Annotated in this window: 22 protein-coding genes and 1 pseudogene; 11 read left to right on the forward strand and 12 right to left on the reverse strand. The window is 67.4% G+C overall.

What is annotated here, in order from left to right; translation table 11 throughout:
• Window positions 1-193: 193 nt before the first annotated feature.
• The 4 genes and pseudogenes from QRX50_RS46735 to QRX50_RS46750 all read left to right on the forward strand — a co-directional run bounded on the left by QRX50_RS46735 (window position 194) and on the right by QRX50_RS46750 (window position 6738).
• Window positions 194-3364, forward strand: coding sequence for a LamG domain-containing protein (locus tag QRX50_RS46735; protein ID WP_285969457.1), 3171 nt, complete (start codon window positions 194-196; stop codon window positions 3362-3364).
• A gap of 1341 nt (window positions 3365-4705) precedes the next feature.
• Complete coding sequence (locus QRX50_RS46740) at window positions 4706-4969, forward strand: hypothetical protein (protein ID WP_285969458.1); 264 nt, start codon at window positions 4706-4708, stop codon at window positions 4967-4969.
• A 116-nt stretch (window positions 4970-5085) separates the two neighbouring features.
• A pseudogene (locus QRX50_RS46745) lies at window positions 5086-5995 on the forward strand (IS5 family transposase).
• Window positions 5996-6015: 20 nt separating this feature from the next.
• Window positions 6016-6738 carry a hypothetical protein gene (locus tag QRX50_RS46750; protein ID WP_285969459.1) on the forward strand — a complete coding sequence of 241 codons (723 nt, stop codon included), beginning with the start codon at window positions 6016-6018 and terminating at the stop codon, window positions 6736-6738.
• 132 nt (window positions 6739-6870) lie between these two features.
• Here the strand turns inward: QRX50_RS46750 and QRX50_RS46755 are convergent, their stop codons facing one another.
• The gene (locus QRX50_RS46755) at window positions 6871-7878 is read right to left on the reverse strand and encodes a competence protein CoiA family protein (RefSeq protein WP_285969460.1); all 1008 of its coding nucleotides are present in this window, start codon (window positions 7876-7878) and stop codon (window positions 6871-6873) included.
• A 379-nt stretch (window positions 7879-8257) separates the two neighbouring features.
• Between QRX50_RS46755 and QRX50_RS46760 the strand changes: the two genes are divergently transcribed.
• Together QRX50_RS46760 and QRX50_RS46765 are read left to right on the forward strand one after the other, a co-directional pair.
• Entirely contained in the window at window positions 8258-9316 is a 1059-nt protein-coding gene (locus QRX50_RS46760) for a hypothetical protein (RefSeq protein WP_285969461.1), read from the forward strand.
• A 300-nt stretch (window positions 9317-9616) separates the two neighbouring features.
• Window positions 9617-11293, forward strand: coding sequence for a hypothetical protein (locus QRX50_RS46765; RefSeq protein ID WP_285969462.1), 1677 nt, complete (start codon window positions 9617-9619; stop codon window positions 11291-11293).
• Window positions 11294-11415: 122 nt separating this feature from the next.
• Here QRX50_RS46765 and QRX50_RS46770 read toward each other — a convergent pair whose 3' ends face one another.
• Window positions 11416-12099 carry a hypothetical protein gene (locus QRX50_RS46770; RefSeq protein WP_285969463.1) on the reverse strand — a complete coding sequence of 228 codons (684 nt, stop codon included), beginning with the start codon at window positions 12097-12099 and terminating at the stop codon, window positions 11416-11418.
• Between the two features lie 485 nt (window positions 12100-12584).
• Here QRX50_RS46770 and QRX50_RS46775 point away from each other — a divergent pair, with 485 nt between their 5' ends.
• Window positions 12585-13013, forward strand: coding sequence for a hypothetical protein (locus QRX50_RS46775; protein ID WP_285969464.1), 429 nt, complete (start codon window positions 12585-12587; stop codon window positions 13011-13013).
• 338 nt (window positions 13014-13351) lie between these two features.
• Here QRX50_RS46775 and QRX50_RS46780 read toward each other — a convergent pair whose 3' ends face one another.
• The 3 genes from QRX50_RS46780 to QRX50_RS46790 form a co-directional block, all read right to left on the reverse strand.
• The gene (locus QRX50_RS46780) at window positions 13352-14089 is read right to left on the reverse strand and encodes a hypothetical protein (RefSeq protein ID WP_285969465.1); all 738 of its coding nucleotides are present in this window, start codon (window positions 14087-14089) and stop codon (window positions 13352-13354) included.
• Window positions 14090-14371: 282 nt separating this feature from the next.
• Complete coding sequence (locus QRX50_RS46785; RefSeq protein ID WP_285969466.1) at window positions 14372-15160, reverse strand: hypothetical protein; 789 nt, start codon at window positions 15158-15160, stop codon at window positions 14372-14374.
• 4 nt (window positions 15161-15164) lie between these two features.
• Window positions 15165-15992, reverse strand: a complete 828-nt coding sequence (locus tag QRX50_RS46790; RefSeq protein WP_285969467.1) for a hypothetical protein — start codon at window positions 15990-15992, stop codon at window positions 15165-15167.
• A gap of 593 nt (window positions 15993-16585) precedes the next feature.
• On the opposite strand from QRX50_RS46790, the gene QRX50_RS46795 reads away from it, so the two are divergent.
• Together QRX50_RS46795 and QRX50_RS46800 are read left to right on the forward strand one after the other, a co-directional pair.
• Window positions 16586-17158 (forward strand): hypothetical protein, encoded by a 573-nt coding sequence (locus QRX50_RS46795; RefSeq protein WP_285969468.1) that lies wholly within the window; start codon window positions 16586-16588, stop codon window positions 17156-17158.
• Window positions 17155-17640 (forward strand): hypothetical protein, encoded by a 486-nt coding sequence (locus QRX50_RS46800; RefSeq protein ID WP_285969469.1) that lies wholly within the window; start codon window positions 17155-17157, stop codon window positions 17638-17640. Before QRX50_RS46795 ends, QRX50_RS46800 begins: the two co-directional genes overlap by 4 nt.
• Window positions 17641-17954: 314 nt before the next feature.
• Here the strand turns inward: QRX50_RS46800 and QRX50_RS46805 are convergent, their stop codons facing one another.
• The 3 genes from QRX50_RS46805 to QRX50_RS46815 form a co-directional block, all read right to left on the reverse strand.
• Window positions 17955-18227: a hypothetical protein gene (locus QRX50_RS46805; RefSeq protein ID WP_285969470.1), complete on the reverse strand. Its 273-nt coding sequence runs from the start codon at window positions 18225-18227 to the stop codon at window positions 17955-17957.
• Between the two features lie 29 nt (window positions 18228-18256).
• Window positions 18257-19363, reverse strand: coding sequence for a dual-specificity RNA methyltransferase RlmN (gene rlmN, locus QRX50_RS46810; RefSeq protein ID WP_285969471.1), 1107 nt, complete (start codon window positions 19361-19363; stop codon window positions 18257-18259).
• Between the two features lie 149 nt (window positions 19364-19512).
• Entirely contained in the window at window positions 19513-21165 is a 1653-nt protein-coding gene (locus tag QRX50_RS46815) for a glutamate--tRNA ligase (protein WP_285969472.1), read from the reverse strand.
• 228 nt (window positions 21166-21393) lie between these two features.
• Here QRX50_RS46815 and QRX50_RS46820 point away from each other — a divergent pair, with 228 nt between their 5' ends.
• Entirely contained in the window at window positions 21394-22047 is a 654-nt protein-coding gene (locus tag QRX50_RS46820; RefSeq protein WP_285969473.1) for a PadR family transcriptional regulator, read from the forward strand.
• On the opposite strand, the gene QRX50_RS46825 is transcribed toward QRX50_RS46820, so the two are convergent.
• On the reverse strand, window positions 21984-22820 hold the full coding sequence (locus tag QRX50_RS46825; protein WP_285969474.1) for a class I SAM-dependent methyltransferase: 837 nt from the start codon (window positions 22818-22820) through the stop codon (window positions 21984-21986). The two genes, QRX50_RS46820 and QRX50_RS46825, sit on opposite strands and share 64 nt — an antisense overlap.
• A gap of 107 nt (window positions 22821-22927) precedes the next feature.
• Here QRX50_RS46825 and QRX50_RS46830 point away from each other — a divergent pair, with 107 nt between their 5' ends.
• A complete protein-coding gene (locus tag QRX50_RS46830; RefSeq protein ID WP_285969475.1) occupies window positions 22928-23770 on the forward strand; it encodes a VOC family protein in 843 nt (280 codons plus the stop codon).
• Between the two features lie 19 nt (window positions 23771-23789).
• Here QRX50_RS46830 and QRX50_RS46835 read toward each other — a convergent pair whose 3' ends face one another.
• From QRX50_RS46835 to frr, 3 genes are all read right to left on the reverse strand, one after another.
• Window positions 23790-25148: an MFS transporter gene (locus QRX50_RS46835; RefSeq protein WP_285969476.1), complete on the reverse strand. Its 1359-nt coding sequence runs from the start codon at window positions 25146-25148 to the stop codon at window positions 23790-23792.
• Between the two features lie 116 nt (window positions 25149-25264).
• A complete protein-coding gene (locus QRX50_RS46840) occupies window positions 25265-26182 on the reverse strand; it encodes a phosphatidate cytidylyltransferase (protein WP_285969477.1) in 918 nt (305 codons plus the stop codon).
• Window positions 26182-26739 (reverse strand): ribosome recycling factor, encoded by a 558-nt coding sequence (frr, locus tag QRX50_RS46845; RefSeq protein ID WP_285969478.1) that lies wholly within the window; start codon window positions 26737-26739, stop codon window positions 26182-26184. Before frr ends, QRX50_RS46840 begins: the two co-directional genes overlap by 1 nt.
• Window positions 26740-26743 lie beyond the last annotated feature (4 nt).

A 26743-nucleotide genomic window follows, 5' to 3' on the forward strand; every position in this document is an offset into this window, starting at 1 on the left:
TCCGAACACTTCGGAAGTGTGAGCCGAGCCATTTCGAGACAAGTATCGGGACGAACACGATCAAGGCGTCTAAACGGGCAATTCCCTGCAGTTGAGCTATCCGAGTGACGCCGGTACCGGCGCCGTCGATGATCACGTAAATTCCCGAAACGTTGCCGCTGCGCTGCGGAATTGACGGAAAACCCTTGGCCGATTGAGGACGATTCTCGTGGGAAAACGACGTGCGTTCACCAGCCGGACTATCTCCGGTAGACCGTTCGGCCGATTATTGCAGCGTCTTTCTGCGCCGGTCGCCGTTCTTCTTTTTCTGGCGCTTCTGCTGACTCCGGGTCTGAGCGCTGCGCCCGTCGCCGCCGCGGCCGGGCAGGACTCCGGAGTCGGGCCGGGCCCGACACCCACGACGCCGCCACAGCCCGGGAACATCCCCACTCTCGAGGACGGCTACGGCGCGACCCCGGACCAGCAGAAGGCGATGTCCGCCGCCAGCGCACAGGCCAAGTCCACCGGCAAAGCCGTCGTGGTCGCCGGGCTGACCGACGAGACGACACAGGTCGAGGCCAACGCCGCAGGCGGGTTCGCGCTCACCACCAACGCGCAGCCCGTTCGCACCCTGCAGGGTGGCGCGTGGAAGTCGATCGACACCACGCTGCACCGCAACCACGACGGCACCTACTCCCCCGCCGTCACCGCCTACGGCAGCGTCACCCTGTCCGGCGGCGGGCACGGGCCGCTGGCGACCACTACGGCGAAATCCGTTCGCTACACCATGTCCTGGCCTGGTCCGCTGCCTGCTCCGCAGGTCTCCGGCTCCACCGCGACCTACCACGACGTGCTGCCCGGAGTCGACCTTGCAGTGTCCGCCGGGCGCACGGGCGGCTTCTCCGAAGTCCTCGTGGTGAAGAACGCCGCCGCAGCGAAGAACCCCGCCCTTGCCACCCTCGCTCTCCCGATCACCGCCTCCGGCGGTTCGGTCCACGCGGGCAACCTCGGCGGACTCACGGTCTCGGGCAAGGCCGACGCGCCGGTGCTCGACGCGCCAACGCCGTTCATGTGGGACTCCAACACGGCGGTCACCGCCGCCACGGGTGGCGGAAAGGTCGCGGCGGATCCGTCGGACACCACCCACCCCGGGCTCACTGCACGCCAGGCCGTCGTGGCGACTAAGGTCACGCCCTCGACGTTGTCCCTGGTGCCCGACGCACACCTGCTCACCGCACCGTCGACCGTGTTCCCGGTCTACATCGACCCGAGCTTCAACTGGCACCCCGCCAGTGGCGGAACCCCCGCGTTCGATGAGGTCAAGCAGGGCCAGCCGTGTCCCAACACGTCCTTCTACAACCGGACCGGGCCCGACGGTGACAACGGGCTGCTCGGCGTGGGCTACAACAACTGGGACTCCTGCATCGGGATCCAGCGCACGTACTACCAGTGGCAACTGCCCTCGGTCATCTGGGGCGCGCACATCGGCAACACGAGCGGCCAGCCGGCCGCGACGGTCAACGTGTCCAAACTGTACTCGGCGGCCTGCGGCGTGAGCTCGACCGACTACTTGCACTTGACCGGCGGCATCGGTTCGGGCACCAGCTGGAACAACCAGCCCAGCCCCGGACCGGTCATCGGCTCCGCAACCCTCCGGCCCGCCGCCGGCAACAACTGCGTGAACAACTCCGCCGTCCCCTTCGGCTTCAACGTCAGCAGCCAGATCGCCACCGCAGCGGCCAACCACTCCAGCCAGTTCACCGTGTCTCTCACGGGAAACGAGACGCGGGGCAGCCTCGAGTTCAGCCGGTTCTCCGACAACCCGTCACTGCAGATCTTCTACAACCTCATCCCCAACACACCCGGCCCGCTCACCGCCGCGGCCGGCTCGGACAACCTCGGCTGCGCCACCGCCGCGCCCTACCCGTACCTGGGCAAGACCATCGCCACCAACACCCCCGTGCTGAAGGCGACCGTCACTGACCCCGACGCCGACCACCTGCAGGCGACCTTCAAGTACTGGATCGACGGCACGACCACGACCCACACCGGCACCAGCGCGGACAACATCGCCTCCGGCACCACGGCGAACTACTCCCTGCCCTCGTCGTTCACGTCCTCCCTCACCAACGGCCAAGTAGTCGACTGGCAGGCGCAATCCACCGACGGCCAGGACACGAGCGCCTGGTCGCCCATCTGCCACTTCATCGCCGAACCCACCGCGCCCTCCGAGCCCTCGATCAGCTCGGCCGACGGCGCCTTCCCCGATGACCTCACCGTCGGCAAGCCGGCGAACTCGCCGGGTCAGTTCACCGAGGCGTCCACCGGCGGCACGGTGTCGAAACTCGTCCGAGGGCTCGACCAGGCACCCCCGACCACCAACCCGCCCGCAGCGGACGTCGTGCCGTTCACCGGAGGCGGGGCGATCACACCCGCCGGACACTGGACACTGGCCGACGGCACCGGCACCACGGCCAAGAACTCGGCCGGCAGCGACGCGATGACCCTGTCCGGCGGCGCATCGTGGACCACCGACCCCAGCCGCGGCAACGTACTCAGTTTCGACGGATCGACCGGCGGCGCCGTCACCACCGGCCCGGTGGTCAAGAGCGACGGCAGCTTCACGATGGCCGCCTGGGTCGACCTGACCAACAACAGCGGCTACCAAACCTTCCTCACCCAGGAAGGCTCCGCCGTCGGCGGGTTCTACCTCGAGTACGAGTCTGACGTGAACCAGTGGGCGTTCGCCCGGTTCGCCACCGATTCCCCCGCGACCGGGATCCGGGCGCGGGCCTCCGTCGCACCCGTGCTGAACACGTGGACCCACCTGGCCGGTACGTTCGACGCCGCCACCGGCACCATGACGATCTACATCAACGGAGTCGCCGCCGGCACCGCCGTCGACAGCACTCCCTGGAACGCCACCGGGCCGCTCGTCATCGGCCATGGCTTCTACAACTCGGCGGCGAACAACTATGTGCACGGCTCGATCAGCGACGTCCAGCTGTACCAGGCGGCGCTGGGCAGCCAGGAGCTGAACCAGGTCGTCAGGCAAGGCGGGGTCGTTCAGCCGGCAGGCCGCTGGCGGATGCTCGACGGCAGCGGCGGCACCGCCGCGGACGCCACCTCAGGTGCCCACGCCGCGACTCTTGCCGGAGGCTATACCTGGACCTCGACGCCCACGCCGGCGGTCAAGTTCAACGGCTCGACGGGCTACGCGGCCACTGCACAGTCCGTTGTGGACACCTCACACAGCTTCACCGCGTCAGTGTGGGTCAATCCCGCGACGTTGTCCGTCGCCGTGCTGGTTCCGCGTCATCTGGAAGCTCAGTGTCACGATCGACAACCACGACTGGCACGTTGGGTACATCCGCCAGACCGGTAAAGCGGCGACGTGGACTCCCACAGGCAGAGACGGAAAAGGCGCACTTACTCCGGGCGAGGACGCCTCCCTCCTGGTCACGCTCGCTCCAGGCACTGACGCCGATAACGAGTCCAGCCTCGGTCGTGTTGAAACCGCACCGCTCTGATCAAGCACAAAACACGGGACGCCCTGAGTCGACCCGGCTCCGCGGTTGAGGAACTGCAGCTGGCCCCCTGAGCCTGCTTGAGAGTTGAACTGCCAGGCCGACGAAAGCGCGCCATCGTTTTCGCCCGCAGCCTGCTACAAGCCGCGGTGAAGTCCACCCGCATGTTCTCGATACCAGCCGACTTTATGGCCGTCACGTCGACAAGTTTCGTTGCGTGGGGCGCTCTGATCAGCGGGTTTGCGACAACTGCGTGGCGGGATTCCGTCCAACCGACGCCAGCCAGGACACCAGGCGGGCTCATGATTCCCTCCCGGGCGACAGCACACGCTCACCGCAACCGCTCAGCGCAGCCAAAACAGCTGGTCCCGGCTGCACGGCGGCGACCCACTGCCCACTTTGATCTTGAGACCAGCCGTAGCCAAGTAGCGTTTCACCGCCTCACTCACACCCTCTGAGCAGCACCTTTCCGCTGCCACCCGCCCGTCCGTTGCCGAACCATGCAGGTAAGCCACCGAACCCCGAACCGCGCGAGTGCCCGCACCTCGCCCGACCAGCAGAAACGGCCCGCCCGCCGACGATACACGTTGGTACAGCAACGAATCCCGAGCCGAACATGTGCCCGCAACCTTCCGACCAGCAGAAACGACTCGACCGTTGCCCAATCATGTTGACACAGCAAGGAATCGCGGGCAGCCTCAGCGCGCGTACGCCGCGAGACCAGCAAGAACGGTAGCGAGATCCGAAAAACAACTCCTGAACAGGCGTTTCCGCGCGCGCGATGCCCCGAATCCACCGGTTTGGACGTAGATTTGTCCATCGCAACCGAACCCGAAACACTGCTGGTCAGAGCCCTGCAGTCGGGCGCACCGCGCCGACGGCCCGTACCCTTGATCATCGGGCTTGAGTGGGCGCCGGAGCCGGCCGTACCCCGATTTGAACAGCGGAAACGGCACTCCGGCCACCGCGAACGGCACCCGGCCAACCGCAGGCAGCGCCACCTCCACGGTCAGCCGTTGGTCACCTCTGCTCACCCCGGCATTTGTGGCGCAAGTCACAGCATTGAGAGTTGGTTTCCATTTCCGTCGAGCTGTTCGCGGTGGCCAAGATGATGGGACATCCCGGCGCGCCATCCCTGCGGTTTCGAATTGGAATCGGGCGGTCTGCGCCATCTCCCCCCTTCGTTGCAAGGAGTCGTGTTGCCCGTCCTGCTGCCTCAGATTCGTCTCCGCCCGCGGCTTACCTGCGGCACTGCCGCTGCTTACCCCGGGTTGGTGTGGTTCCTCGCGGTGGCAGCCTTTGTGGTTGCGCTCGTCGCCTTGGGACAGCCGTTGTCGGCGACGCTCGGCGCTGCCGCCGCCATCGCGGCAGTGGCGTCGAGGCGACACCCGCTCGCGACGAACCCGGCTATCCGCCGTGCGCTCGAAGCCGCGCTGACTTCGTTTGCCGGAGTTCAGCGATGACACCCGCAGAGGCGCAGCGCGTGGCCGCTGAGGTCCATGAACGGCTCGTCGCTCTGCACCACGCACGGTTCCCAGAGCTAGGGCGTGTCTGACAAACGTCGTGTGTGGCGGCTGGGATGCTGTCGGTCGTGTCGCGGTTTGAGTTGCTGTCGGATGAGCAGTGGGTGTTGATCGAGGATCTGTTGCCGGTGCGTACCGGTAAGCGGGGTCGTCCGTTTTCGGACGCGCGGGCGATGGTGGAAGGGATCATCTACCGGTATCGGTGCGGGATCGCGTGGCGGGATGTGCCGGCGGTGTTCGGTCCGTGGCAGACGATCTGGACCTGGCACCGTCGCATGGCCGGTGACGGCACGTGGGACACCGTGTTGCAGCGGCTGCTGACCGCTGCGGATGCGGCCGGGATGGTGGATTGGGCGGTGTCGGTGGATTCCACGATCGCGCGGGCGCATCAGCACGCCACCAACATCAGGCGTGTCACAGGGGGCTGGGTCGAACTACACGGATCTGCTCGCCGAGCCGCCTGATCATGCGATCGGCCGCTCGCGCGGCGGCTGGAGCACGAAGGTCCACCACCTCGTCGACGGGAACGGCCGACCACTGGTGACGTTGGTCGGTCCCGGTCAGGCCGGCGACGCACCGATGTTTCCGCACCTGATGCGGCACCTGCGGATCCGTCGGGCTGGGCGTGGTCGGGCACGTACTCGTCCCGACCGGGTCCGGGGCGACAAGGCCTACTCCTCGCGAGCGATCCGCGGGCACTTGCGCACCCGCGGCATCACCGCCGTCATCCCCGAACCTGCCGATCAGGTCGGGCACCGCACACGCCGGGGTTCACGCGGCGGCCGCCCACCAGCGTTCGATGTCCTCGACTACCGCGGCCGCAACGTCGTCGAGCGCGGCTTCAACCTGCTCAAACAATGGCGTGGCTTGGCCACCCGCTTCGACAAGCTGGCCATCGTCTACCGCTCCGCCGTACTCCTCCACGCCGTGATCACCTGGACCAAGGCTTTGTCAGACGTGCTCTAGGTCACCTCAGCGACGGTGCGATGGCGGCGATGATGGCTGCGGAAACAGGGATCGACGTCGACACGATGAAGGTCGTGATCGACCCGGAGTCGCGCCTGGCTCCGTGGAGCCGATATGAAACGGTGCTTACCGCACTCGACGCCACCCCGGACGCCACCCGGTGGTTCGCGCGTGCTCACGACGACCTCGCCCGCACTCTTCCGGAATGGCGGGCCCCGTCGCCGGACATCGCCGACATCACCACACCCGCCGATTTCATGGGCGCCCTACGCCGGATGCTGGAGGCACCTCATCCGATATCCGTGGTCGCATTGGCCCGGCAGATGGCTAGTCGAGACAGCCGCAATACCTGGCGGCGAACAGCGCTGGGCGACATCCTCAAGGCAAGTACGCTGCCGCCAGCGAGCAAACGTGAATCGGTCCGCAACCTGCTCGCGACTCTGTGCGCGAACGACCAACGCCCGATGGAGGACGTCGACTACCTCTTCGACACCTGGTTACGTCTGCAACCCGACGCCAGTAGGCCACGACCTGCCGTCTTCGTTCCCCACCGGCCACCATCACAGACTCGGACACCGATCCCACCCCTGGGCCTGCCCCAGGGCCAGGCAGAGTGCAGCTACCGCTCTGAGCAGGACACACCGCGAACGCGTGCCGCGGGGGCGCTCGTCATCACGGGCATAATCCTCGTCATCGTCATCGTCATCGTCATCGTCATCGCCCTGCTTCTGGCTGTGTTGTAGGACCAATCCGCGAAGACTGCGGCGGCCACGAACAGCGGCGCAATACCTTCGCTAGCGCCAGGGCGAGTCGAACGGCTGTCGTCGCCGCAAACGCCGGCCCCGCGGTCGTTGGCTAGATCGTGCGGCCTTGGCTTAGCGGTTCAGCTGAGGGCTCGGCGCAGGAGGCCAGCCGCATGGGGGCATATCGGTGGGCGTGCCGTGTCTCCTCGCGAATACTTGGCACGTCAGCCGCAGGCTGTCCTCGAACACGGTCGAGTCCCGGGAAATCACTCCAATGTTTGACAGTGTCTGGCGCACCCACCTGTCGAACTCCGTGGTGCGCGAAATCGTGAGTGCCCGTGCGGCGCTGGCACAGAGTTCGTCGAAGTCGACTGCGGTGTGGACGTCGTTGAGGGTCTCCGCGAAGTAGGTGGCGAGGGTCAGCCGTTGCTCATCTCCTCTGGTCGGTGCCGGGCCGAAGAGGTCAAAGGGGATCTTCTGCTTTCGGCTGACTCGGCGTACTGACTGGAGCGCGGCGCCAGATCTGCTTGTCCCACCGCGGCTGGGATAGACCTTGTCGACCTGCACATGCCACAGGCTGCCGTCGGTGTCCAGGACTTTCACGCCGTGGAGGCGGCCGACGCATCCGTAGCTGCCTGCGCCAATCCGCTCACTGATCCAATTGCTGGGGTCGTCGCCGATGACCTCGCTGAGTTGACGTCGTGACGTGCGCTCCTTGGGGAACTTCAGGAAACCCTCTTCAGCGAGAACGTCCGCAGGCAAACGAACGTGGTCGCCTACATCGGCCGCGAGCAGTGTGGCAGCCCGCCGTCCTGTGAATACCCAGCCCGTGAACCAGTAGCCGACCTTGAGATCGGACAGGAGGCGCCGAAACATCTCGCGAGGGTCGATCGGAGAGTTCTGCACCTCTACGGCATACCTCAGCGGCAGTAGTGGATACGGCACGGTGACCGCAATGTCCACCCTGCGGTCCCCGGAGTGCGGCGCCTCCAGCGCGACCTCGTACCCCAGCGCTCGGAAGCTCGCCGCCAGCACCTTCTTGGCCTGCAGATGCTCGACGCTCTCGCGGGCTGACGGGCAATCTGATCGGGCAACGTGCGCGAAGTGTGAGACCTTAATGCGCCCGGGTTTCACGACCACAGATGCACCGCACGTTGGACACTGGTACTGCCCTGCTGCGGTGTGCCGGGACGCCTCAACACGCAACCCGGCCGAATCATGCGCGACCAGCACCCCGCTCCTCCGCTCCGCTTCCTCAACCTCAGCCGTAACCAGCTCCGGCCCTTGCGGAGGAGACCCTAGACGCACCCCCCGACAGAATCGGTCTCCCGACCCGACCGCGCGCCGCCCACCCTGCAAGCCGTGACAAGGCCGTGGTCGTGTGAGCCGCCTACCAGATCCGTTGTTCCTGAATCGGAGGCCAAATCGAAACTGCTACCAACGTCGGGCTTATGGGCCCAGTGCCGGTGAGTCCAGTGCGGTGCACTGGATGCTGCCGCTCCCCGGGCAGGATAGAGCCGTGAAGATCGTAGATCCGGCCTGGCCGATGTGGGCCGACAGAACCACTGCCGACAACGACGGCCCAGTCTGGGTTGCAGCCGACGAGTCAGGCTCGTCGGGCGAAAACCTGATCGACCCGCAGGGCACCTTCGCGCACGCCGCCGTCCGCATCGACGACGAAGCCGCGACCCCGATCCTCGCCGAACTGCGACAAGAAGCCGGCGTCACCCAGGCCCCGGAAGCCAAATTCGCGCAGTTCCGGCACCGCCGCGGGCGGCAAGCGCTCGCCGCGGCATTCGCAGCTGGCGGCCCCCTTGCCGACCGCGTCGTCATCACCGTCGCCCACAAACGCTTCCTGATTACAACGAAAATGATCGACCTGCTCATCGAAGAAGAAGCCCACGAACAAGGCATCGACCTCTACGCGAACGGCGCCGCACGCGAGTTGGCCGTCACGCTCTTCGCCGACGGCCCGCGCGCTCTCGGCCCCATGTGGGACCCCCTGATGACCGCCTTCGTCAGCCTGGCGCGAGCCACCCAGCGAGGAGGAACGCAAAAGGAGACCGTCGAGTCCTTTTTCGCTCTCCTGGAGGAAGCGCGATGGCGGAGCCATCGACGCAACGTCGAGCATGTTCTGCTCGCGCTCCTCGGGACCCGCGTGCACGCCGACGCCCTCGTCGAGTCAGTAGCTCACCGCAGATCAGCGATCTTCCCTGGTCTCGACCCGCTGATCACGATGCTCCCGATGACGATGAATCACATGTACACCCGTTATGGACCTGTTCGTTTCCTCCACGACGAGCAGAAGATCTTCACGCCCGCGTTTGCGCAGGAACTCTTCCAAACGATGTGGCGCCTACCAGAGATCCTCAGCCACGCCCCACGCACTCGCGTGGCAGAATTCTGGACAGGAGATTCACGCCGGCACCCATCCATCCAACTCGCCGATCTTGCCGCCTCGGCCGGCCGCGTCGTCACCGAAGCACACCTCGGCGAGCCGACTGACGTCGCCGATGCTTTACGTCCGGCCGTCTTGCCACTGATCAAGGATTACGTCCTGGCCACCGAGCCAACATGAGTCGTCAATACCCCGCAACAGGGCGATTGCCCAACGTGCTCGCCGCCGCAGATGTCACGTACGCCGACACAACCACGGACACGCGGGCGTCGCAAGCGCGGTCGCAGGCCACCTGGCTGACGAACGCCTCAATAGCTCGCCGAGCACGTCCCGGTGGTGGTCGTGCCAACTCGTCGGGCTGGTGGCGTTGTACCGGGTCGTTTCGCTGACACCTAACCGCCGTGTCGCTCCATCGTCCGCCTTGTCACCTACCAGCGCGCCGAGCGAGATGTTCGACGGGACGAGGTGCAAAATGTAGCGGTGGAGGTGCCGTGGAACGAGCTGGCTGAGTCGCCGAGGAAAGCAGAGCGGCTGTTTGACATGCTCCTGCACCGCCTCTATCCCAATCGAGTCCGGACGATCAACGGTGCGGGCGGCGACGGCGGCGTTGACGCGTGGCTTGATCGGCGACATGCCATCGAGTTCAAATCGTTTACCCGCCTCGGCAAGGTTCAGCAGCGGCAGATCGAACGTTCGCTGGAGCGGGCAGCGGAGCAGGGTCCCTCAGCATGGACAGTGATCGCGCCGGTCAGTCTCACTCCTGCGAGCCTGGCATGGTTCGACCGCCTGCAGGAGAACTATGACTTTCCGCTAACGTTCCGCGACCGTGCGTGGCTAGACGAACGACTCGCGATGCACGACGACATCGTCAAGTTCGTGTGCTTGAGCCCCAGCGACGCGGTGGTGGGCGTGCTGCGCGAACTCAATGCGGAACAAGCCGCGCTGACCGGCGGAGTTCCTGACCTGGCCCAGCGGGTCACCGCGTTGCAAGCACGCGCCGGTGGAGCCTCGCCGTTCTGGCAGCTGAACTTCACCGCCATCGATGGCCAGGTTGGCGTGCAACTCTCTCCGAAACCGGGAGCCCGACCTGAACCGATCAGCGTGACGCTCGCCGTGCCCTCGGGTGGCAAGGAAGCGGACCTCGTCGCCAGACTTACCGAGGCCGTCGACTACGGCGCCGGCGTAGTCGTCAGCCCTGAACTTATCCACTCCATCGACAGTGAATCTTTGACAGCGCTCGGGGTGTCCGCAGGCGAAATCGGATTCACCCTGCCCGCCCGGCTGGAGACCGCGCACTACCCCCGCTCCGCCGTGTTGCGCGCCGTCGGCCAGCCGAATCCCCTCAGACCACCGTTACAGCTGACCCTGATACACGCCACGGCCGGCCGGCGTGGCGTCGTTGTGCACGGCACCGACAGCACCGGACTTCTCCACCTACAGGTCCGCATCGATCATCCTTCCGACCCTGACGACCGGTCAGAGCTCGGAGTGCACTTCTCCTACGGCCACGGCGGCGCGCCAGGCGGCTTTCTCCACGTCGATCCGGACGCTTTGCTGCGCACGGCGCGCGCTCTCGGCGTGCTCGCGGACGCGGCCAGCCTCCAGTTGTTGATCGACGAGGCGCCCGAACCGATTCCTCTCACTGATCGCTCACCGAGTGGCAATGGCGCGTTTTTCGATCGACTCGCTGACGCACTCCAAGACCTCCTCGACGTTCGCGATGCGCTCGGGCTTCCGGTGAGGGTGCCGGAGGAATGGCCCGGTCGAGATCTAGTGGAGCTCCACCTCGCAGCCGAGCTGTTACGAGGCAAGACTGTCGAGCTTCCCGTGCGTTTGGGACTCGCCCACCAGTCCTGCTCAGCAGACGAGACGCGCCGCCTCATAGAACTCGTCGAGGCCGGCGACACCGACGCGATCTTCCCGCTTGAGGGCATGACGTTCACGGTTACTGGGCGAGAGATACCCGTCTCCCCTCTCTATCTTCGTATGCGGCCCGCAATCACAAATCTGCCTGAGGTTCGTGCGGCGCTGGAACGCGGCGCCAGCCACATCGACATCGATATCGCGCCGGACGAGGCCGCACCGATCCAGGCACAGATGAAGCCCTTCGCCGATCGCAGCTCAGGCAGCTCGCCCTTGCCATCCTCCCGCTCGTAGCCGTGCCGTGAAACTTTCCATACGGACATCAAGAAAGCGCAGAGGTAGCGAACAGCGCCCACCGCACACAAGTACCATCGGCGGGACACCCCTCATAAAAGCATCGTCTACCTCTCAAGAGGTCAGGGATCGACGAATCGAATCGGGCGCACAGTCATCGAATAGCGTCGTTGCAGCTCAGACAAACCGCCGGGCAACGCGATTTCCAGATCGCCAGTTTCGTGTAACTTCGCAAGTCGACGAAATACTGTCTCCGCCAAGTCTCCGAGAGCCCACAAGTTCACCCAGGTCGCATTGTTTATCCTGCAGTTACCCCCGATTCCATCCCAGCGTTGCCGGGGAAGCCTCACAATAGTCCCGGTTTCATCGGGCGCAGTATGCATGAAATGATGCGTACGCAGCTCACGTACCGCTTGACTCCCCTGCGAGGGGACGTTCACTAGTGAATAGTCGTGGACAAACGAGCACCGCAACGCATACAGCGCTTCCCGCTCAGCCTCACCGATCTCGGGAGCAAAGTACCTCAACGCCTTGATAAAGGTGGGCCCAAAGACGAGTTCTGGTACATTCCCCGGCCGGTACGCGCTGCCGATCTGATCGAAAAACGTCATGTACCCCACAGCGCCGAGCCAACGCCCCGCCAGGTCTTGCTTGTCCACCTCCACCTCGCCAGTCGTCACATCCCGCCCAGTGACGACGCGCGCATCACGCAGCAAGGCGATCAGGCACGACACCCAATGCGCGCCGTCCTGTGGCTCGCGATACTCAAGGAACGCGGATAGCGTCTCAGGTTCCGTCCAGTTCACGTTTCCCATGCACGTGGGTCGCCGAGCTCCGCAGCGCGTTACGGGCTCGCCCCGATGGTTATTCCATCGAGTCGTTTGTACCCGTGCGGTGGGCACGACGCGATCATATCGGCTACAAAAGCAGTATTTTGTAGCCGAGCTCGCGACGGACTCGTCGATGTACCGGCGGCCTCGTGGCCTTGGTGCGTGTCCGCGGCCGCACCCTCTTCACTGAGTATCGCTACAGCCCTCTCGACGCCTGGATCGAGCGGATCGAAACGCGCCGGAGGAGCTGAGTGGCGTCGAGTGCCACGAGCGGTACGTCCTGCGCTACAACCAGTTCGTAAAGCGGACGAAGCAAGCTGGGAAGTACGAAACGGTTCCAATCTCCCGATGTGGGCTGGTCGGGTGAACCCCGCCTGCATGCCGGTCTTGTCCATGATCGACCTGGCACGATCCCCTGTGCGCTCGCGATCTGGCGGGCCGGTTCTTGGGGAGGAACTCGCATGTCGATGAAGGCGAAGGCCGTGCTGTGCGCTGCTACCGCTGTCGCTGGGCTGGCGCTCGCTGCACCTCAATCCAGCGCCGCGACCTATCCCACCACCCCGTTCACCGTGTCGTACGGTGCGACCTACGCTCAGGGCACCATTACCTGGTATGGCCGGTCCGCGGGCGTATCGGGTTCGTTGCGATCCCTCGCCAGTAGCGACTGCCGCTCGGTCTACGCATGGACGACCGACAAAGCCATCAGTGAACCGCCATTGGGACAGGGAACCAGTCCCGAACAGTGCGGCGACGCGATCAAGCCGTTCAGCCTGGTTCTGCCAGCCGACGTCCCCGGCGGCGCGGCTTACACCTGGGTCTGCCTCGCATACGGCAACGGGGTTCCAATCACGCCCGACTCGCCCGGCTGCAAGCATTACCTGCATCCCTGATTGACCAACGCGGTACCGCCATCCAGGCCGGGACAACTACCACGTCCGCCCGGTCCTGGTTGGCGGGACGCCAGGCACGCCGGTTACCGCTGTCGCGAGCGTCAGTGCACAGCGGGAAGCCCGTCGTCGTGCTCCCGAAGCAGCGCTTGCAGGTGCGTGTGCTCGATGGTCTGTTCCGTCGGCCTGATTCAACGCACGACTAAGGATGCCACAGGTCAGCGGGGCGATTCTGCGGCGCGGGCGTGCGCCACAGGCGTCTTGCACGCATCTACGGGTAACGGACGGTGGGAGTCGACGCGCGGGCCAGCACAAAATCGGGTTCGGCGATCAGCGCCGGGTCAGCTCGCTCGGTACCAGTCTGGGCCGCCTGCCCCGAACGTATCGTCGGCGGTCACGCGCCGCGGTGCGGCTTCGCCAAAGCGGCGCCAGCGGCGCCCGTCGGCGTCGGTGAAGCCGAGGATCACCTTCGTGCGGAGCGGGTAGTCGTCCTCCGTGACCGGTGGGTCGTACTTCAGCGCCACCGGGATCACGTCCTCCTTTCCTGTGCCCAGCACGGACGGTGCAGCCTCGTAGCCGCCGGGGAACTCAGCCTCGACGTCCCAAGCGATCGTCCCGCCGTTCTGGTGCAAGAACCCCTCAATGCGAGGGTTGAACACGTGACGGGAACTGAAGTTGGTGATGCGGACCGCATCCAGGGGCTCAAGTCCGGTCTGCCTCTTGAAGTTGAGCTCTTCGTCGATGGTCGGGTACTCGATGGCCGCGACCACCAGGCGTGCCTGTTCGAGTTCGCGTTCTTCCTTCTCGGTGCGTCGTTGCTCGGCTTCGCGTTCGGCGTCCAACTGAGCGAGTTGCCGGGCATTATCGGACTCACGCTGGGAGATCCGCAGTGCGACGGTCACCGCGAGCACCGAGCCGAACGCGCCGGCCCATTGGCCCAGCCCGGCCCACGCGTCCGTGTCGTCGAGCCAGACGGCCGACAGCAGCGCGATAACCACGACCACAGCGGAGGCGATGACGGGGCCGCGGTGCGTATTGAGCCGCGCCAGCTGATCACGAGCCTGCCGATTGAAGTCCATCCGAGATCCCCTCAGGTACGTCCTGCGTGGCCTCGACATCCTGCCTCAGGGCACGGCGCGGTTGAGCTGGGCCATGAGTTCGCGGTTGGTCGCGCAGGCGGCTTACAGTTCGCCGGTGTGCTCGGCGCGTTGCTGCCCGCACGACCCACTCTGGCAAGCCCTCTGCGACCGCATGGCGTCCACCCTGGTCTGGCCCGACGCACTTGACCGAGTACTCAATCTCGTGGAGAGCAACCAAACCCCTACCCGCCCGGCGACGATCCAGTGTCTGGGCATCGGTGTTTAGCGATGCACTACGGCCAGGCTCTTGTCATCGTGGCGCTTCGCCCGGGGAAGTTGCGCCGCGATCGGGTCAGTGAAAGCTTCCCAGACCTCACACTGGTGCAAGACGCGCTCCAGGTCCGCCTTCTCGCTCCCGGCCAGCATCGGCCAGTCTGCGAGTCCTAGGTACTGCATCGGCTTGTACGCGCCGTCGGTGGCCAGCACCGCCCATGGGACGTCGCCGACGGGAAACCGGCTGGTGACCGCGTGCTGCGCAGCGGCGGGGTCGGCTTCAGCGATCCAGTAGCCGCCTTCCTGGTTTCGCCGCGCGGCCTGTTGGCTCTGCAGTTGCCGGAGCGTTTCGCGGTGAGTCTCGTCGAACCCGGCGCCGCGTGCGAGCCGGTGGCGGTAGTGCCGGCTGGGTGCGAGGTCGAGGCGGCTCAGTCGATCGTCGGTGAGGGTGGTGCCGGGGAGGGCGACGAGGTTGTCGCCCAGGATCAGGATGTCGATCGTGCCGGCGTGCTCGCGCAGAATCGTGACGGTGCTGGAGGGTGAGCGGCCCCGTTCAAGGCTCAGGTCCGTGGCGACATCGTGGATCGCGTGAGCCAAGATGCCCGCGAGGTCGTGGTCGGGCGCCTCCTCGAGCCGCTGACTCAGCCGCCGGCCTAGTTCGTGTGCATAGACCGCGGGTGGGACGGGCACGGGTACGAACGCGGAGGCGCCGTCGAGCATGACGATGGCGTGGTCGGTGACGAAGATCTTGTCGTCGCTGTCGTCGAACCCGGGCAGCTGGCAGGCGATGGTTTTCACGGCGTCACCAGATGAACGGACCCGCGAGGCTGCTGCTCGCGGTGACGCGGCGGTCTGCCAGCGTGGAACGGACGACGAGGGAACATTCAGCGTCGCCGATGTCGGCGAACAGCGAGGGCAAGTTGCTGGTCAGGTAATGCACGGCGCCGAGGGACCCGATGGTGTGGATGCCGGCGATGTGCACGATGACGCGCTGGTCGCGGATGCGCCGGGCGACGTAGGCGATATCGCCTGACCCGGCGGGCCGGTCGTCGGCCGGTGACCCGTGCCGCTGCCCGCTGGCCACCTCCTCGATCCACCAGCGCCCGCCGTCCTCGACCATGCGCAGGGCAGGGTCGGTGGCAAGCAGGCAGGCACCGATCGGTGCCGATTTCGGACCGCAGAGCACGACGGTGTCCCCGGAGGGAAGGGCCGTCTGGTCGGGCTCGACCTGGTATCGGGTCGTCACGAACATCATCGAGCTGAGCAGTTCGGCGATCTCGTCAGCGGCTTCGGCGTCCTCCGCGGCGATGAGCGGCCGCTCCCGATCCGTGGTCTGGTAGCGGAAGGGCACGCCGATGCCGACGGGGCCGTGTCCGAAGAACAGCCGCTCGGCGGCCGGTGCGGTCTTCAGCACCTGCGACAGGCGCCCTTTCGTCAGCCCGATCTGCGGCGCAATGTCGGTGTAGCTCAAGTGCAAATCGTCATGGGCCGCGTCGATAGCCTGGCGCCGGATCCGTGCAAGCTCGGCCGTGAGCTGGGCGTACTCGGTGAGCAGCTCAGTCGCGCGGCGCCCCCGGCGGAGCGGGTCGGGGTCGCCGCGCAGGTCATCGAAGATGCGGTCCGTACTCACCCGTCGGAGTTTAGACCCCTTGACTGCCCACGACGCCGACCCCTAGCATCGAGTTTAGACCCCAAAACTTCCGATCGAATATCGCTCGGTCGACGAGTTTAGGGGCCAAACACTTGGAGGGGTGATGAGCACACGACGGTCACGCGGACCTCAGCCCGCCCGTGCGCCGCGCGGCCGTGCAGGCGATGCGCCGCACGCCAACGCGCCGACGCACGGGTCGATCCGATGCCGCGCAGCGGCACTTTTCGGTGGCACTCACGTGGAGGCGACTTGCAGCCCGTGTCTCGGAGAGCGCTGATGGTGAGGCACGCTGCGAGCGCGACTCGCCCTGCACGCTGCACGATGGCCGTTCATGCCGGAGTGAACGCGGGCACGCTGTCCAGGCTGGTGATCGCGGTCATCGCCACCGGCGTGATCGTGGCCGTAGTCGTCCTCGCCGGCGGGCTGCTCTGCGCCGGCCTCGTGCCCCGGCAGATCCCATCCCCACCGAGCCCAGCAGGCTGCGCCTCCCCTCCTCAGGTGCAGCCGGGCGCGGTCCGGCACCCTCCCCCTTCGCCGCCGGACCGCGCCACCCACAACTCCCGGAGACCATTGTGATCACCGAACTGAACCGCATCATCAGCGCCATCAGCCGCTCTGTCCCACCGCACTCGTCGCACCGCGCCCGAGGCAACCAGCCGGTTCGCGCCGTCCCCACGGTGGCTCCCGGTGTTGTGGTGCGCGGCGACACCCCTGGGCGCATTGCACTCGGCCTGGTCGAGACCGCGAGCAAACGTGGCTGGGAAAACGCTTACTCCGACGACCCCCAGATCATCGCCGCAGCCTGGCGGCCGGACGACGTGGAGCCCGAGAGCCTGCACCGTCTGCTCGCTGCCGGCCGGCAAGCCCGCTCATGGCTGGAAAACCACGCCCTGCCCGACGGTTTCGCCCTGATCGAGCACGCCGACGCAATCGTCTGCGATCACCAGAATCCACAGCGCAAGCAGCTTTCCCAAACACTCCACAATGGACACGGGAACCTCGCCACCGGCGAGCTGGTACAGCCGCCGTTCCGGCGGCCGCAGCCTCGATCCACCGCAACGACAACCGCCACGGCCGACGCATGTCGGAGAGCAGCCGGCAACACGCCCGAGGCATCCGGCACTGACCGCTCCTGCTCGTCGTGATCGGCTGGAACGCGATCATGGCCTTCTTCGCGTTGCTGCTGGTGGGCGGCGCCGGGCTGGTCGTGGCGCAGTACAACCATCAGCAACGAGCATGCCGTAACCAAGACGGGGAGGCCTCAGGCCCGCTCGGCGGACTCGTCGCCGAGGCCGCCACCACGACCACGACATCCGCGACGTCGTCAGCCACGCCACGGCAGGACCCGTCCACCGACGCCTGGCCGCCTCCCGGCTCGACCGTCCCAACCGTGCCACTGCCGAAGATACGAGCCCGGCGAGTACGCGGATACATCACGCGCCGCCGCCCCGCGACTCGCCCAGCCACAGAGCGCAGTCGGCTCCGGCGGAAACCCGGCGAGAAGCAGCCGGATCACGCGCCCCAAACGCCTGCTGCCCAGCACGCATCCGCCGTGCACTGGCCCGACGATGACCTCGACAACCACACAAGTCAGACCCGGAGCCGAAAAGACCACACCGTCGGCTGACGAACCGCCAGAACCCCACACAACCAGTCCTGGCCCTCCCACTCGAGCCGCTTGCGTCGCCACAGTCACAACCGCGCTCGCCCCGGTCAACCCGCGCGATGCGGACCAGACCGGCTCGGCCGAGGCCCGCACTAAGCAACGCCGTGAAGCGGCACCAGCACGAAACACTGGTGGAGCAAACGCGGAAACGGCTGTTGGCGTAGCTTTCCCAGTGCGACCCGACGCCGAGGATCATCTCGCCGGCGACGCCGAGCACGGCCGACGACCCGTGGCAGCACGCGGCCGACCCCCTGCCCGGCCGTCAACCAGCAAGGTCAGGCAGTCGCGACCCAGGGCGCGAGCAGCACCTCAAGATCCGCATCCGACAACGCCCGCGGGCTTTCGCCGAAACCCTGCCAACGGGCCGCGTCGCGGGCGGCGTGGAAGTCCACCGCGTACGCGCGCATCAGCACGTACATGAAGCTCTCCGAGTCGAAGCGCTCGCCCAGCAGCGTGCGGGCCGCGCGGGCGACCGCCACGCCGCCGGTGATGTCGCGCAGCTTCAGTTCTTCCGCCGCCGGGTCGAGGAGGCAGGGCGTTGAAATCACAGGAACTTTCCCATCACTGAAACGAAAACTCAGCCTTCGGCAGCCAACTGGCCACACGCCGCCGCAATGTCCTGACCACGGGTGTCACGCACCGTGCAGGCTACGCCCCCGGCATTCACCAGCCGCACGAACTCCCGCTCCACCGGCTTCGGCGACGCATCCCACTTGCTGCCCGGAGTCGGGTTCAACGGAATCACGTTCACATGCACCAACTGACCCAGATGCTTGCGCAACCGCTTGGCCAGCAACTCCGCCCGCCACGGCTGGTCGTTGATGTCCCGGATCAACGCGTACTCGATCGACACCCGACGGCCCGACGTGTCCGCGTAATACCGGGCAGCCGAAAGAACCTCATCCACCGACCACCGGTTGTTCACCGGCACCAACGTGTCCCGCAACTCGTCATCCGGCGTATGCAGCGACACCGCCAACCGCACCTGCATCTTCTCGTCCGCCAGCTTCCGGATCGCCGGCGCCAACCCCACCGTCGACACCGTCACCGAACGCTGACCAATCCCCAAACCCTCCGGAGAAGGATCCGTAATCCGCCGCACCGCCGCCACCACCCGCCGGTAATTCGCGAGAGGTTCCCCCATGCCCATTAGGACGATGTTCGACAGGCGGCCCGGGCCGCCGGGCATGTCGCCGTCGCGCATGACGGCGGCGGCGGAGCGGACCTGGTCGACGATCTCGGCCGTCGACAGGTTGCGGTCGAGGCCGCCCTGGCCGGTGGCGCAGAAGGGGCACGCCATGCCGCAGCCGGCCTGGCTGGAGATGCACAGCGTGGCGCGGTCGGGGTAGCGCATGAGCACGCTCTCGAGCAGCGTGCCGTCGTGGGCGCGCCACAGCGTCTTGCGCGTGGCGCCGTTGTCGGCGGACAGCGCGCGGACCTCGGTGAGCAGCGCGGGCATCAGGTCCGCGACCAGGCGCTCACGCGCGGTCGCCGGGATGTCCGTCATGGCGGCCGGGTCGACGGTCAGGCGCGAGAAGTAGTGGTTCGACAGCTGCTTCGCGCGGAAGGCCTTCTCCCCCAGCTCCACCACGGCCTCGGCCCGCTCGGCGGAGGTGAGGTCGGCGAGGTGACGCGGCGGCAGGCCGCGCTTGGGCGCGTCGAAAACAAGGGGGAGGGCAGTCATAACCGATCCAGTATTCCACGTCCACCGGACACGCCGTCAGCACTCCCCCGGTCGTGTGCTGCCAGTCACCACCCGACCGAGGCGGCCGACCGCGAAGACGGCGCCGTTCGCCGTGCTCGCGGTCGGCTTGGCGTGTCCCGTGTGGACAGTCAGGCTGTCAGGGTTTCGAACCGCCGCAAGGTCTCGTCGCCGCCCAGCGCCTGGGTAATCGAGTGCAGGTCCGGACTGCGGGTGGAGCCGGTGATGGCGATGCGGATGATCTGCGACGCTTCACGGATGGAGCCCGGGAACGCGTCGGGGTCCTTCTTGAGCTCCTTGGCGTTCTTGGCGAAGCCGTGCTTGGCCGCGACGTCGCGGATCTGCTGGAACCACTCCTGGCCGTCGTCGAGCTGCCGGTAGTTCGCGACGAAGTCCGCCGCCACGGCGCGCACGACGTCCGGCGCCACGCCGAGGGCGGCGATGCGCTCGTCGTCCGGGCCGGTCACGGGCGCGTGCAGCTGCGGGAAGAAGAAGCCGTAGACCGCGCGGAACTCGCTCCACTTCTTGAGGTCCTTGCGCGGGTTCTCGGCGCCTTCGCGCTCGACGGCCAGCGCGCGCAGAGCCAGCTCCTCCGACGAGGAGAGCACCGACAGCAGCTCCGGGTCGAAGCGCTGCGCCCACGTGCGCACGGCGGCGAGAATCTCCGCGCCGGACATCGTCGCGATGTGGTCGGCGGAGATGTCGTCGAGCTTCACGAGGTCCACGAGCGGTCCCGCGACGCCCATCTCGTCGAGGTTGATCGGCTCGTCCAGCGCCTGGGCCAGCGGCAGCTCGGCGAGGCGGCCGTTGGCGAGCCCGCGCAGGTAGTACAGGACGGCCTCGACGGGATAGCCGGCCTCGATGTAGAAGTCGACCGACGCCTCGGGGTCCTTGCGCTTGGAGAGCTTGCGCTTGCTGCCGCCCTCCTGCTTCATCAGCGGGGCGATGTGCGCGTAGGTGATCGGCTCGAAGCCGAGCGAGTCGAACAGCTGCTGGTGCACCGGCACGGACGAGATCCACTCGTCGCCGCGGATGACGAGGTTCACGCGCATGAGGTGGTCGTCCACGGCGTGCGCGAAGTGGTAGGTCGGCAGCCGGGGGCTCTGGTCGGAGCTCTTGAGGATCACCACGTCGTTGCGGTTGGCCTCGGCCTCGATCGTGCCGCGGATGGCGTCGGTGAAGCGCACGCGGGCGCCGGTGTCGTCGGGCGCGCGGAACCGCACGACCCAAGGCTCGCCGGCGTCGAGCTTCGCCTGCACGTCGGCCGGGTCGGCGTCGCGCCAGATCGCCCACGCGCCGTAGTAGCCGGTGGGCAGCTTCGTGGCCTGCTGGCGCGCGGTGATGGACGCGAGCTCGTCCTTCGTGGCGAAGTCGATGTACGCGCGGCCTTCGCGCAGCAGCTGCCGCACATACGTGAGGTAGATCTGCTCACGGCCCGACTGCTGGTACGGGCCGTAGTCGCCGCCGCGCAGGGTGTCCTCGTCGGCCTGCAGACCGAAGTAGGAGAAGCCGCGCTCGAACTGCTCCAGCGCGCCCTCGACCTCGCGCGACTGGTCGGTGTCCTCGACGCGCACCAGGTAGCGGCCGCCGGAGCGGCGGGCGACGTCCTGGTCGATCGTGGCCACGTAGATGCCACCGATGTGCACGAACCCCGTGGGGGACGGGCCGAACCGGGTCACCTTCGCGTCGTCGGGCAGCTGCCGCGCCGGGTAGCGCTGCTCCCAGTGCTCCGGCTCGGGCAGGTCCGCGGGGAACAGGGCGTCGATGACCACTCGGTCCAGCATGGGGGGTCGGGTCTCCCAGGTCGGTTCAGCGCTTCTTCTTACTCCTTCGAGTATCTCCGACCACCGCAAACGTCCCTCGCGCAGGTCCGCGACAGTCGGTAGGTTGCATCGCGACCGTTTTCGATATATCGTGAACCAGTCGCAACCGTTCGGCGAGATCGCGGGCTCAAAGGCGCTCTCGCACGCCTCGGCGGAGCCGAGGCAGACAACACAGAAAGGAACATCGACATGAGGCACCCTCACCCCGGTGCGCGAGGCGCGCACCAACACGGAGAACACGGTCGTCCCGCTTTCGGCCCCTTCGGCCGCGAGTTCGGCGACTTCGGCTTCGGCCCCGGCGGCCCGATGGGTCGCGGCCGGCGAGGCCACGGCGGTCCCGGCGGACGACGAGGCCACGGCCCGCGTCGCGGCCGGCGCGGTGACGTCCGCGCGGCGATCCTGACCCTGCTCGCGGAACAGCCGCGGCACGGTTACGAGATCATCCGCGAGATCGGCGAGCGCAGTGGCGGCTTCTGGAAGCCCAGCCCCGGCTCGATCTACCCGACGCTGCAGATGCTGGCCGACGAAGGCCTGGTCGTGAGCAAGGACGAGAACGGCAAGAAGCTGTTCGAGCTCACCGACGAGGGCCGCGCGGCCGCGGAGCAGCAGACCGGCACCCCGCCGTGGGAGCACTTCGCCGAGGACGTCGACCCCGTCGAGGTCGACCTGCGCAAGGCGGGCGCCACGCTCGCGGCGGCGGTCGTACAGGTGATGCGCGCCGGCAGCGCGAGCCAGCAGGCTCGGGTGGTCGACGTGCTCAACGAGGCCCGGCGCTCGGTCTACTCGATCCTCGGCGAGGTCGAGGTCGACGAAACCGACGATTCGCCGGAAGAAGCAGAGTGACCCGGCAGGACGAGGCCGGTGGGCTTCACCCGCGTGTGCACGCGGTAGCCCACCGGCAGCGTCACCCCGGCCCCGCCGGCCGTGCTGATCGTGCGCTTGTGCACGTCGGCCACGGCCCGCGCGGCGACCTGCGCGCTGAACTCGATCTTCAGCACTGACTCCATGGCGGCGTGGTCGGTGAACAACCAGCGCGTCGCCACGCGCCGGAGGCTGAAGCCCTCGCCTTCGAAGAACTTCTCGATCTCCGCGGGGTCGTAATGCGGGATGTCCGCCCGCAGCCAGCCGCCGTAGGGCTCGCTCGTCGCGTCGAGATCGACGATCAGGATCGACCCGCCGGGCCGCAGCACGCGTTCCGCTTCACGCAGCCCCGGTTCGCAGCCGGGGCCGAAGAAGTACGCCGTGCGTGCGTGGACCACGTCGACGCTCGCGTCGTCGACCGGCAGCCGCTGCGCGCGGCCTTCGCGCACTGACACGTTCGGCAGTTCCCGCACGCGCTTCGCCGCGTCGCGCGCCAGTGGTGCATACGGCTCGACGCCGAGCACCGAGCGCGCGTCGCGGGCGAAGCGCGGCAAGTGGAATCCGTCACCACAACCGAGGTCGAGAACGTCGCGGCCGGTCCAGTCGCACTCCTCGCGAAGGACCCGCCAGATCTCGCCGTCGACGTCCTGCGCGCGGTTCTCCACCTCGTAGGCCTGCTGGTAGTACCAGATGTTGGGGCTCGGCACGACCTCGGTCGCGCGGGAGGAGCCGGCGGAGCGGGAGAACCATCGCACGAACGACTCCAACGACGTCGGCCGCGAGCCGGTTCCGGGGTTCGGGGCTCACGGCGAGAAAATCACGGGCACCGCATAGACTTCTTGCTCACCGGGAGGAGGCCGCGATGACCATCGGTTCGGCCAGCACAAGCGCGATTCCGGCCGGCCTCCCGTGCTGGATCGAGGTGGCCTGTCGCGACGAAGCGGTGTCGCAACAGTTCTACACGGGCTTGTTCGGCTGGCAGTACGACGTCCACCGCGACCCCGCCGCGCCCACCGGCCGCTACTGGGTCTCGTCGCTCGCCGGCGAGCCGACGGGCGGTCTCTACCAGGCCGGGGCGCAGAGCGCGCCCGGCTGGACGCTGCACGTCTCCGTGCCGCACACCGCGAGCGCGGCCGAATGGGTGGAGCACCTCGGCGGCCAGGTGACCTTGGGACCGGTCGCGATCCCCGACCGCGGCAGCATCCTGCACGCGATCGACGCGGCGGGCGCGCCCGTGGTGTTCTGGGAGGCGCCGCACGACTGGCGCTTCGTCACCGGGATCCCCAACACGTTCAGCGGCGCCGACCTCAACGCGCACGACGGCGCGGCGGCCGACCACTTCTACACCAAGCTCTTCAGCTACGCGAGCCACCAGATCGGCGACGGCGAGAGCGTCGACTACGCGGAATACCTCATCGAGCACACACCCGTGCTGTATCGCTACGTGATGGGCCCGGAGTACAGCCGCGACACACCCCCGCACTGGCTGGTCTACTTCGAAGTCGACCCGGCGCGTGGCTGCGACGCGACGGCGGGGCAGGCGCTGATGCTCGGCGGGGCCGTGGTGATCCAGCCGTACGACACGCCGTTCGGCCGCATGGCGATCCTCGCCGACCCCGACGGCGCGGTGTTCGCGGTGATCGACCACTCGCGCACGCTCGACGACGTCGGCCGCGCCGAGGTCGACGACCCGTACGACGACTGAGCCTGACAACGACTGGGGCTCACGACGCTGGGCCTTTAGGCTGGGGCCGCAGCAACCCCGTCAGCAGCACGATCCCGCCGTAGCCCCCGGCGACGACCCACATCGCCGTGCCCGGCAGCAGCCCGCCGACGAGCGCGACGCCCACCGCGCCGCCGGTCTGGCGCGCCGCGTTGAGCACACCCGCGGCAATGCCTGCCTTGCCGGGCAACGCGTTCATGGCCAGCGACGTCATCGCGGGCATCGCGAGCGAGCAGAACCCGAAGACCAGCGAGAACACCACCAGCAGCACCGGTGAGCGCTCGTTCGGCAGCAACGCCAGCCCCGCCGCGCCGACCAGCGCCGTGAGGCTGCCGGCCACGATCGGCAGGCGGGAACCGAACCGGTGCGTGAGCCGGCCGCTGACGAACGCGTTGAGCCCCACCGCGAGCGTGAGCGGCACGAGCGCGAGCCCGGCGACAAGTGCGCTGAGATGCCACACGCGCTGCAGGAACAGCGCGAGGCAGAACAGCGTGCCGTAGAGGCAGAAGTTGAACAGACCGCCGATCGCCGTCGCCACGGCGAAGGCGCGTACGCGCAGCACACCCAGCGGCAGCACGGGCGCGGCGATCACCTTTTCCGCGACCACGAACGCGATCCCGGCCACGATGCCGGCGCCGACGAGCACCAGCGTGGTCACGTCCGCCCAGCCCGCGTGGCCGGCCTCGATGAGCCCGGCGACCACACTCGCCAGCGCGGCCGTGCCAAGGACCTGCCCGACCACGTCGATGCGGGCTTGTCGACGCGGCGTGGTTTCGGTGACGTACCGGCGCGTCAACGCGATCGCGATCAACCCGACGGGCACGTTGACCGCGAAGACAAGCCGCCAGTCGGCCAGCCCGACCGCGAGACCACCGAGCATCGGTCCCGCCGCGAGCCCGATGCCGCTCATGCCGCCCCACACGCCGAGCGCGCGGGCACGCGCACCGGCTTCGGGGAACTGGTGCACGATCAGGGCCAGCGAAGACGGCAGCAGCGCCGCCGCGCCGGCGCCTTGCACCGCACGGGCGGCGACGAGCCACGGCAGGGAATCCGCTGCGGCGCAAGCGATCGAGGCGAAGACGAACACCGCAACGCCGATCTCGAAGACGCGCCGCGAGCCCCACCGGTCGCCCGCCTCACCCCAGGTGAGCAGGAACGCGGCGAGCGCGACGGTGTAGGAGTCGACCACCCACTGCAGCGCGGCCGTGGACCGTTCGCCGAACTCGGCGCCGATGGCGGGCAGCGCGAGGTTCACGATGGTCGCGTCGAGCGTGATCATCACGAACCCGAGGCACACCGCGGCGAGCGCGAGCCGGGCCGGAGAACGTTCGTGGGTCGAAGGTGAGGTCGAGGCCGTCATGACCTCGAGTGAACCGCGCCGACGCTTCGGTGGTCCACGAACTGTTCGCTACCGCTGGGAGGCCGAAGCTCCCAGCGCAGGTCCGCGCGTCGGGTCGATCAGGTGGGTCAGGCGCGTCACGCGGGGACGAACGCCGAGAGCAGCAGCCAGGAGACCACGGCCGAGGGCAGCAGCGAGTCGAGGCGGTCCATGATGCCGCCGTGGCCCGGCAGCAGCGTGCCCATGTCCTTGATGCCGAGGTCGCGCTTGATCAGCGACTCGACGAGGTCCCCCAGCGTCGCGGTGAGCACGATCGCCGCGCCGAAGACCGCGCCCTGCCAGGTGTGGCCGTGGAGCATCAGGCTGATCGTGAGGATGCCGGCCACGATGCCGGCGACCATCGACCCGGCGAAGCCCTCCCAGGACTTCTTCGGGCTGATGGACGGTGCCATCGGGTGCTTGCCGCCGAGCACACCGGCGATGTAGCCGCCGGTGTCGGAGGCGACCACGGCGATGAGGAACGTGAGGACCCGGCCGACGCCGTCCTCCGGCGGCACGAGCATCGCGGCGAACGCGCCGAACAGCGGCAGGTACGCGCTCGCGAACACCGACGCCGAAATGTCGCGCAGGTAGCCGTCGGCGCCGCCGGGCAGCCGCCAGAGCAGGCAGGCCAGCACCGTGAGGACAAACGCCGTGAGCGCTCCCGCGCGGCCGAACGGCCAGGCCAGCCAGATCATCGCCTGGCCGCCGACGAGTACGGGGATCATCGCGACCTTGATGTTCGCGACGCGCTTGAGCACGCCGGCGAACTCGAAGGTGCCGACCCCGATCGCGATCGCGATGACCCCGATGAAGATGAAGCGGACGGTGAGCAGGGAAACGATGATGGCCGCGCCGAGCACCAGGCCCACGCCGATGGCTGCGGGCAGGTTGCGCCCGGCCCGGGAGTCCTTCTTGGCCGGCTCCGGCTGTCCACCCGGTTCGGGCTGGTCAGCCGGCTCCGGCTGCGGGGTGTGCTCCACCCGCTCGTCTCGTTCCTCGCTCACCTGGCTCATCAGACCTCGAGCAGCTCGGCTTCCTTGTGCTTCACCAGCTCGTCGACCTGGTGCACGTAGGTGTCGGTGAGATTCTGCAGCTCCTTCTCGGCGCGTGCGACCTCGTCCTCACCCGCTTCGCCGTCCTTGGCGATCCGGTCGAGCTCTTCCTTCGACTTGCGGCGGATGCTGCGGATCGAGACGCGGGCGTCCTCGCCCTTGCTCTTCGCGACCTTCACCATCTCCTTGCGCCGCTCTTCGGTGAGCTGCGGGATGACGATGCGGATCACGTTGCCGTCGTTGCTGGGGTTGACGCCCAGGTCGGACTCGCGGATGGCCTTCTCGATGGCACCGAGCTGCGTCTGGTCGTAGGGCTTGATCAGCGCCATGCGCGCCTCGGGCACGTTGACACTCGCCAGCTGGTTGAGCGGGGTCATCGCGCCGTAGTACTCGACGACGATGCGCGAGAACATCGACGGGGTGGCCCGGCCGGTCCGCACCGACGTCAGGTCGTCCTTCGCGACAGACACCGCTTTTTCCATCTTCTCCTCGGCGTCGAGGAGGGTCTCGTCGATCACGGCT

Origin of the sequence: Amycolatopsis sp. 2-15 (assembly GCF_030285625.1) — a bacterium.
In the GTDB taxonomy this organism is placed as follows: domain Bacteria; phylum Actinomycetota; class Actinomycetes; order Mycobacteriales; family Pseudonocardiaceae; genus Amycolatopsis; species Amycolatopsis carbonis.

Excerpts from the sequence above, each read along its gene's own strand:
- rlmN (WP_285969471.1), bottom strand. The coding sequence starts at position 19,363 with ATGACTGCCCTCCCCCTTGTTTTCGACGCGCCCAAGCGCGGCCTGCCG.
- QRX50_RS46830 (WP_285969475.1), top strand. The coding sequence starts at position 22,928 with ATGACCATCGGTTCGGCCAGCACAAGCGCGATTCCGGCCGGCCTCCCG.
- QRX50_RS46750 (WP_285969459.1), top strand. The coding sequence starts at position 6,016 with ATGGCGGCGATGATGGCTGCGGAAACAGGGATCGACGTCGACACGATG.
- QRX50_RS46840 (WP_285969477.1), bottom strand. The coding sequence starts at position 26,182 with ATGAGCCAGGTGAGCGAGGAACGAGACGAGCGGGTGGAGCACACCCCG.
- QRX50_RS46815 (WP_285969472.1), bottom strand. The coding sequence starts at position 21,165 with ATGCTGGACCGAGTGGTCATCGACGCCCTGTTCCCCGCGGACCTGCCC.
- QRX50_RS46835 (WP_285969476.1), bottom strand. The coding sequence starts at position 25,148 with ATGACGGCCTCGACCTCACCTTCGACCCACGAACGTTCTCCGGCCCGG.
- QRX50_RS46775 (WP_285969464.1), top strand. The coding sequence starts at position 12,585 with ATGTCGATGAAGGCGAAGGCCGTGCTGTGCGCTGCTACCGCTGTCGCT.
- QRX50_RS46820 (WP_285969473.1), top strand. The coding sequence starts at position 21,394 with ATGAGGCACCCTCACCCCGGTGCGCGAGGCGCGCACCAACACGGAGAA.
- QRX50_RS46780 (WP_285969465.1), bottom strand. The coding sequence starts at position 14,089 with ATGGACTTCAATCGGCAGGCTCGTGATCAGCTGGCGCGGCTCAATACG.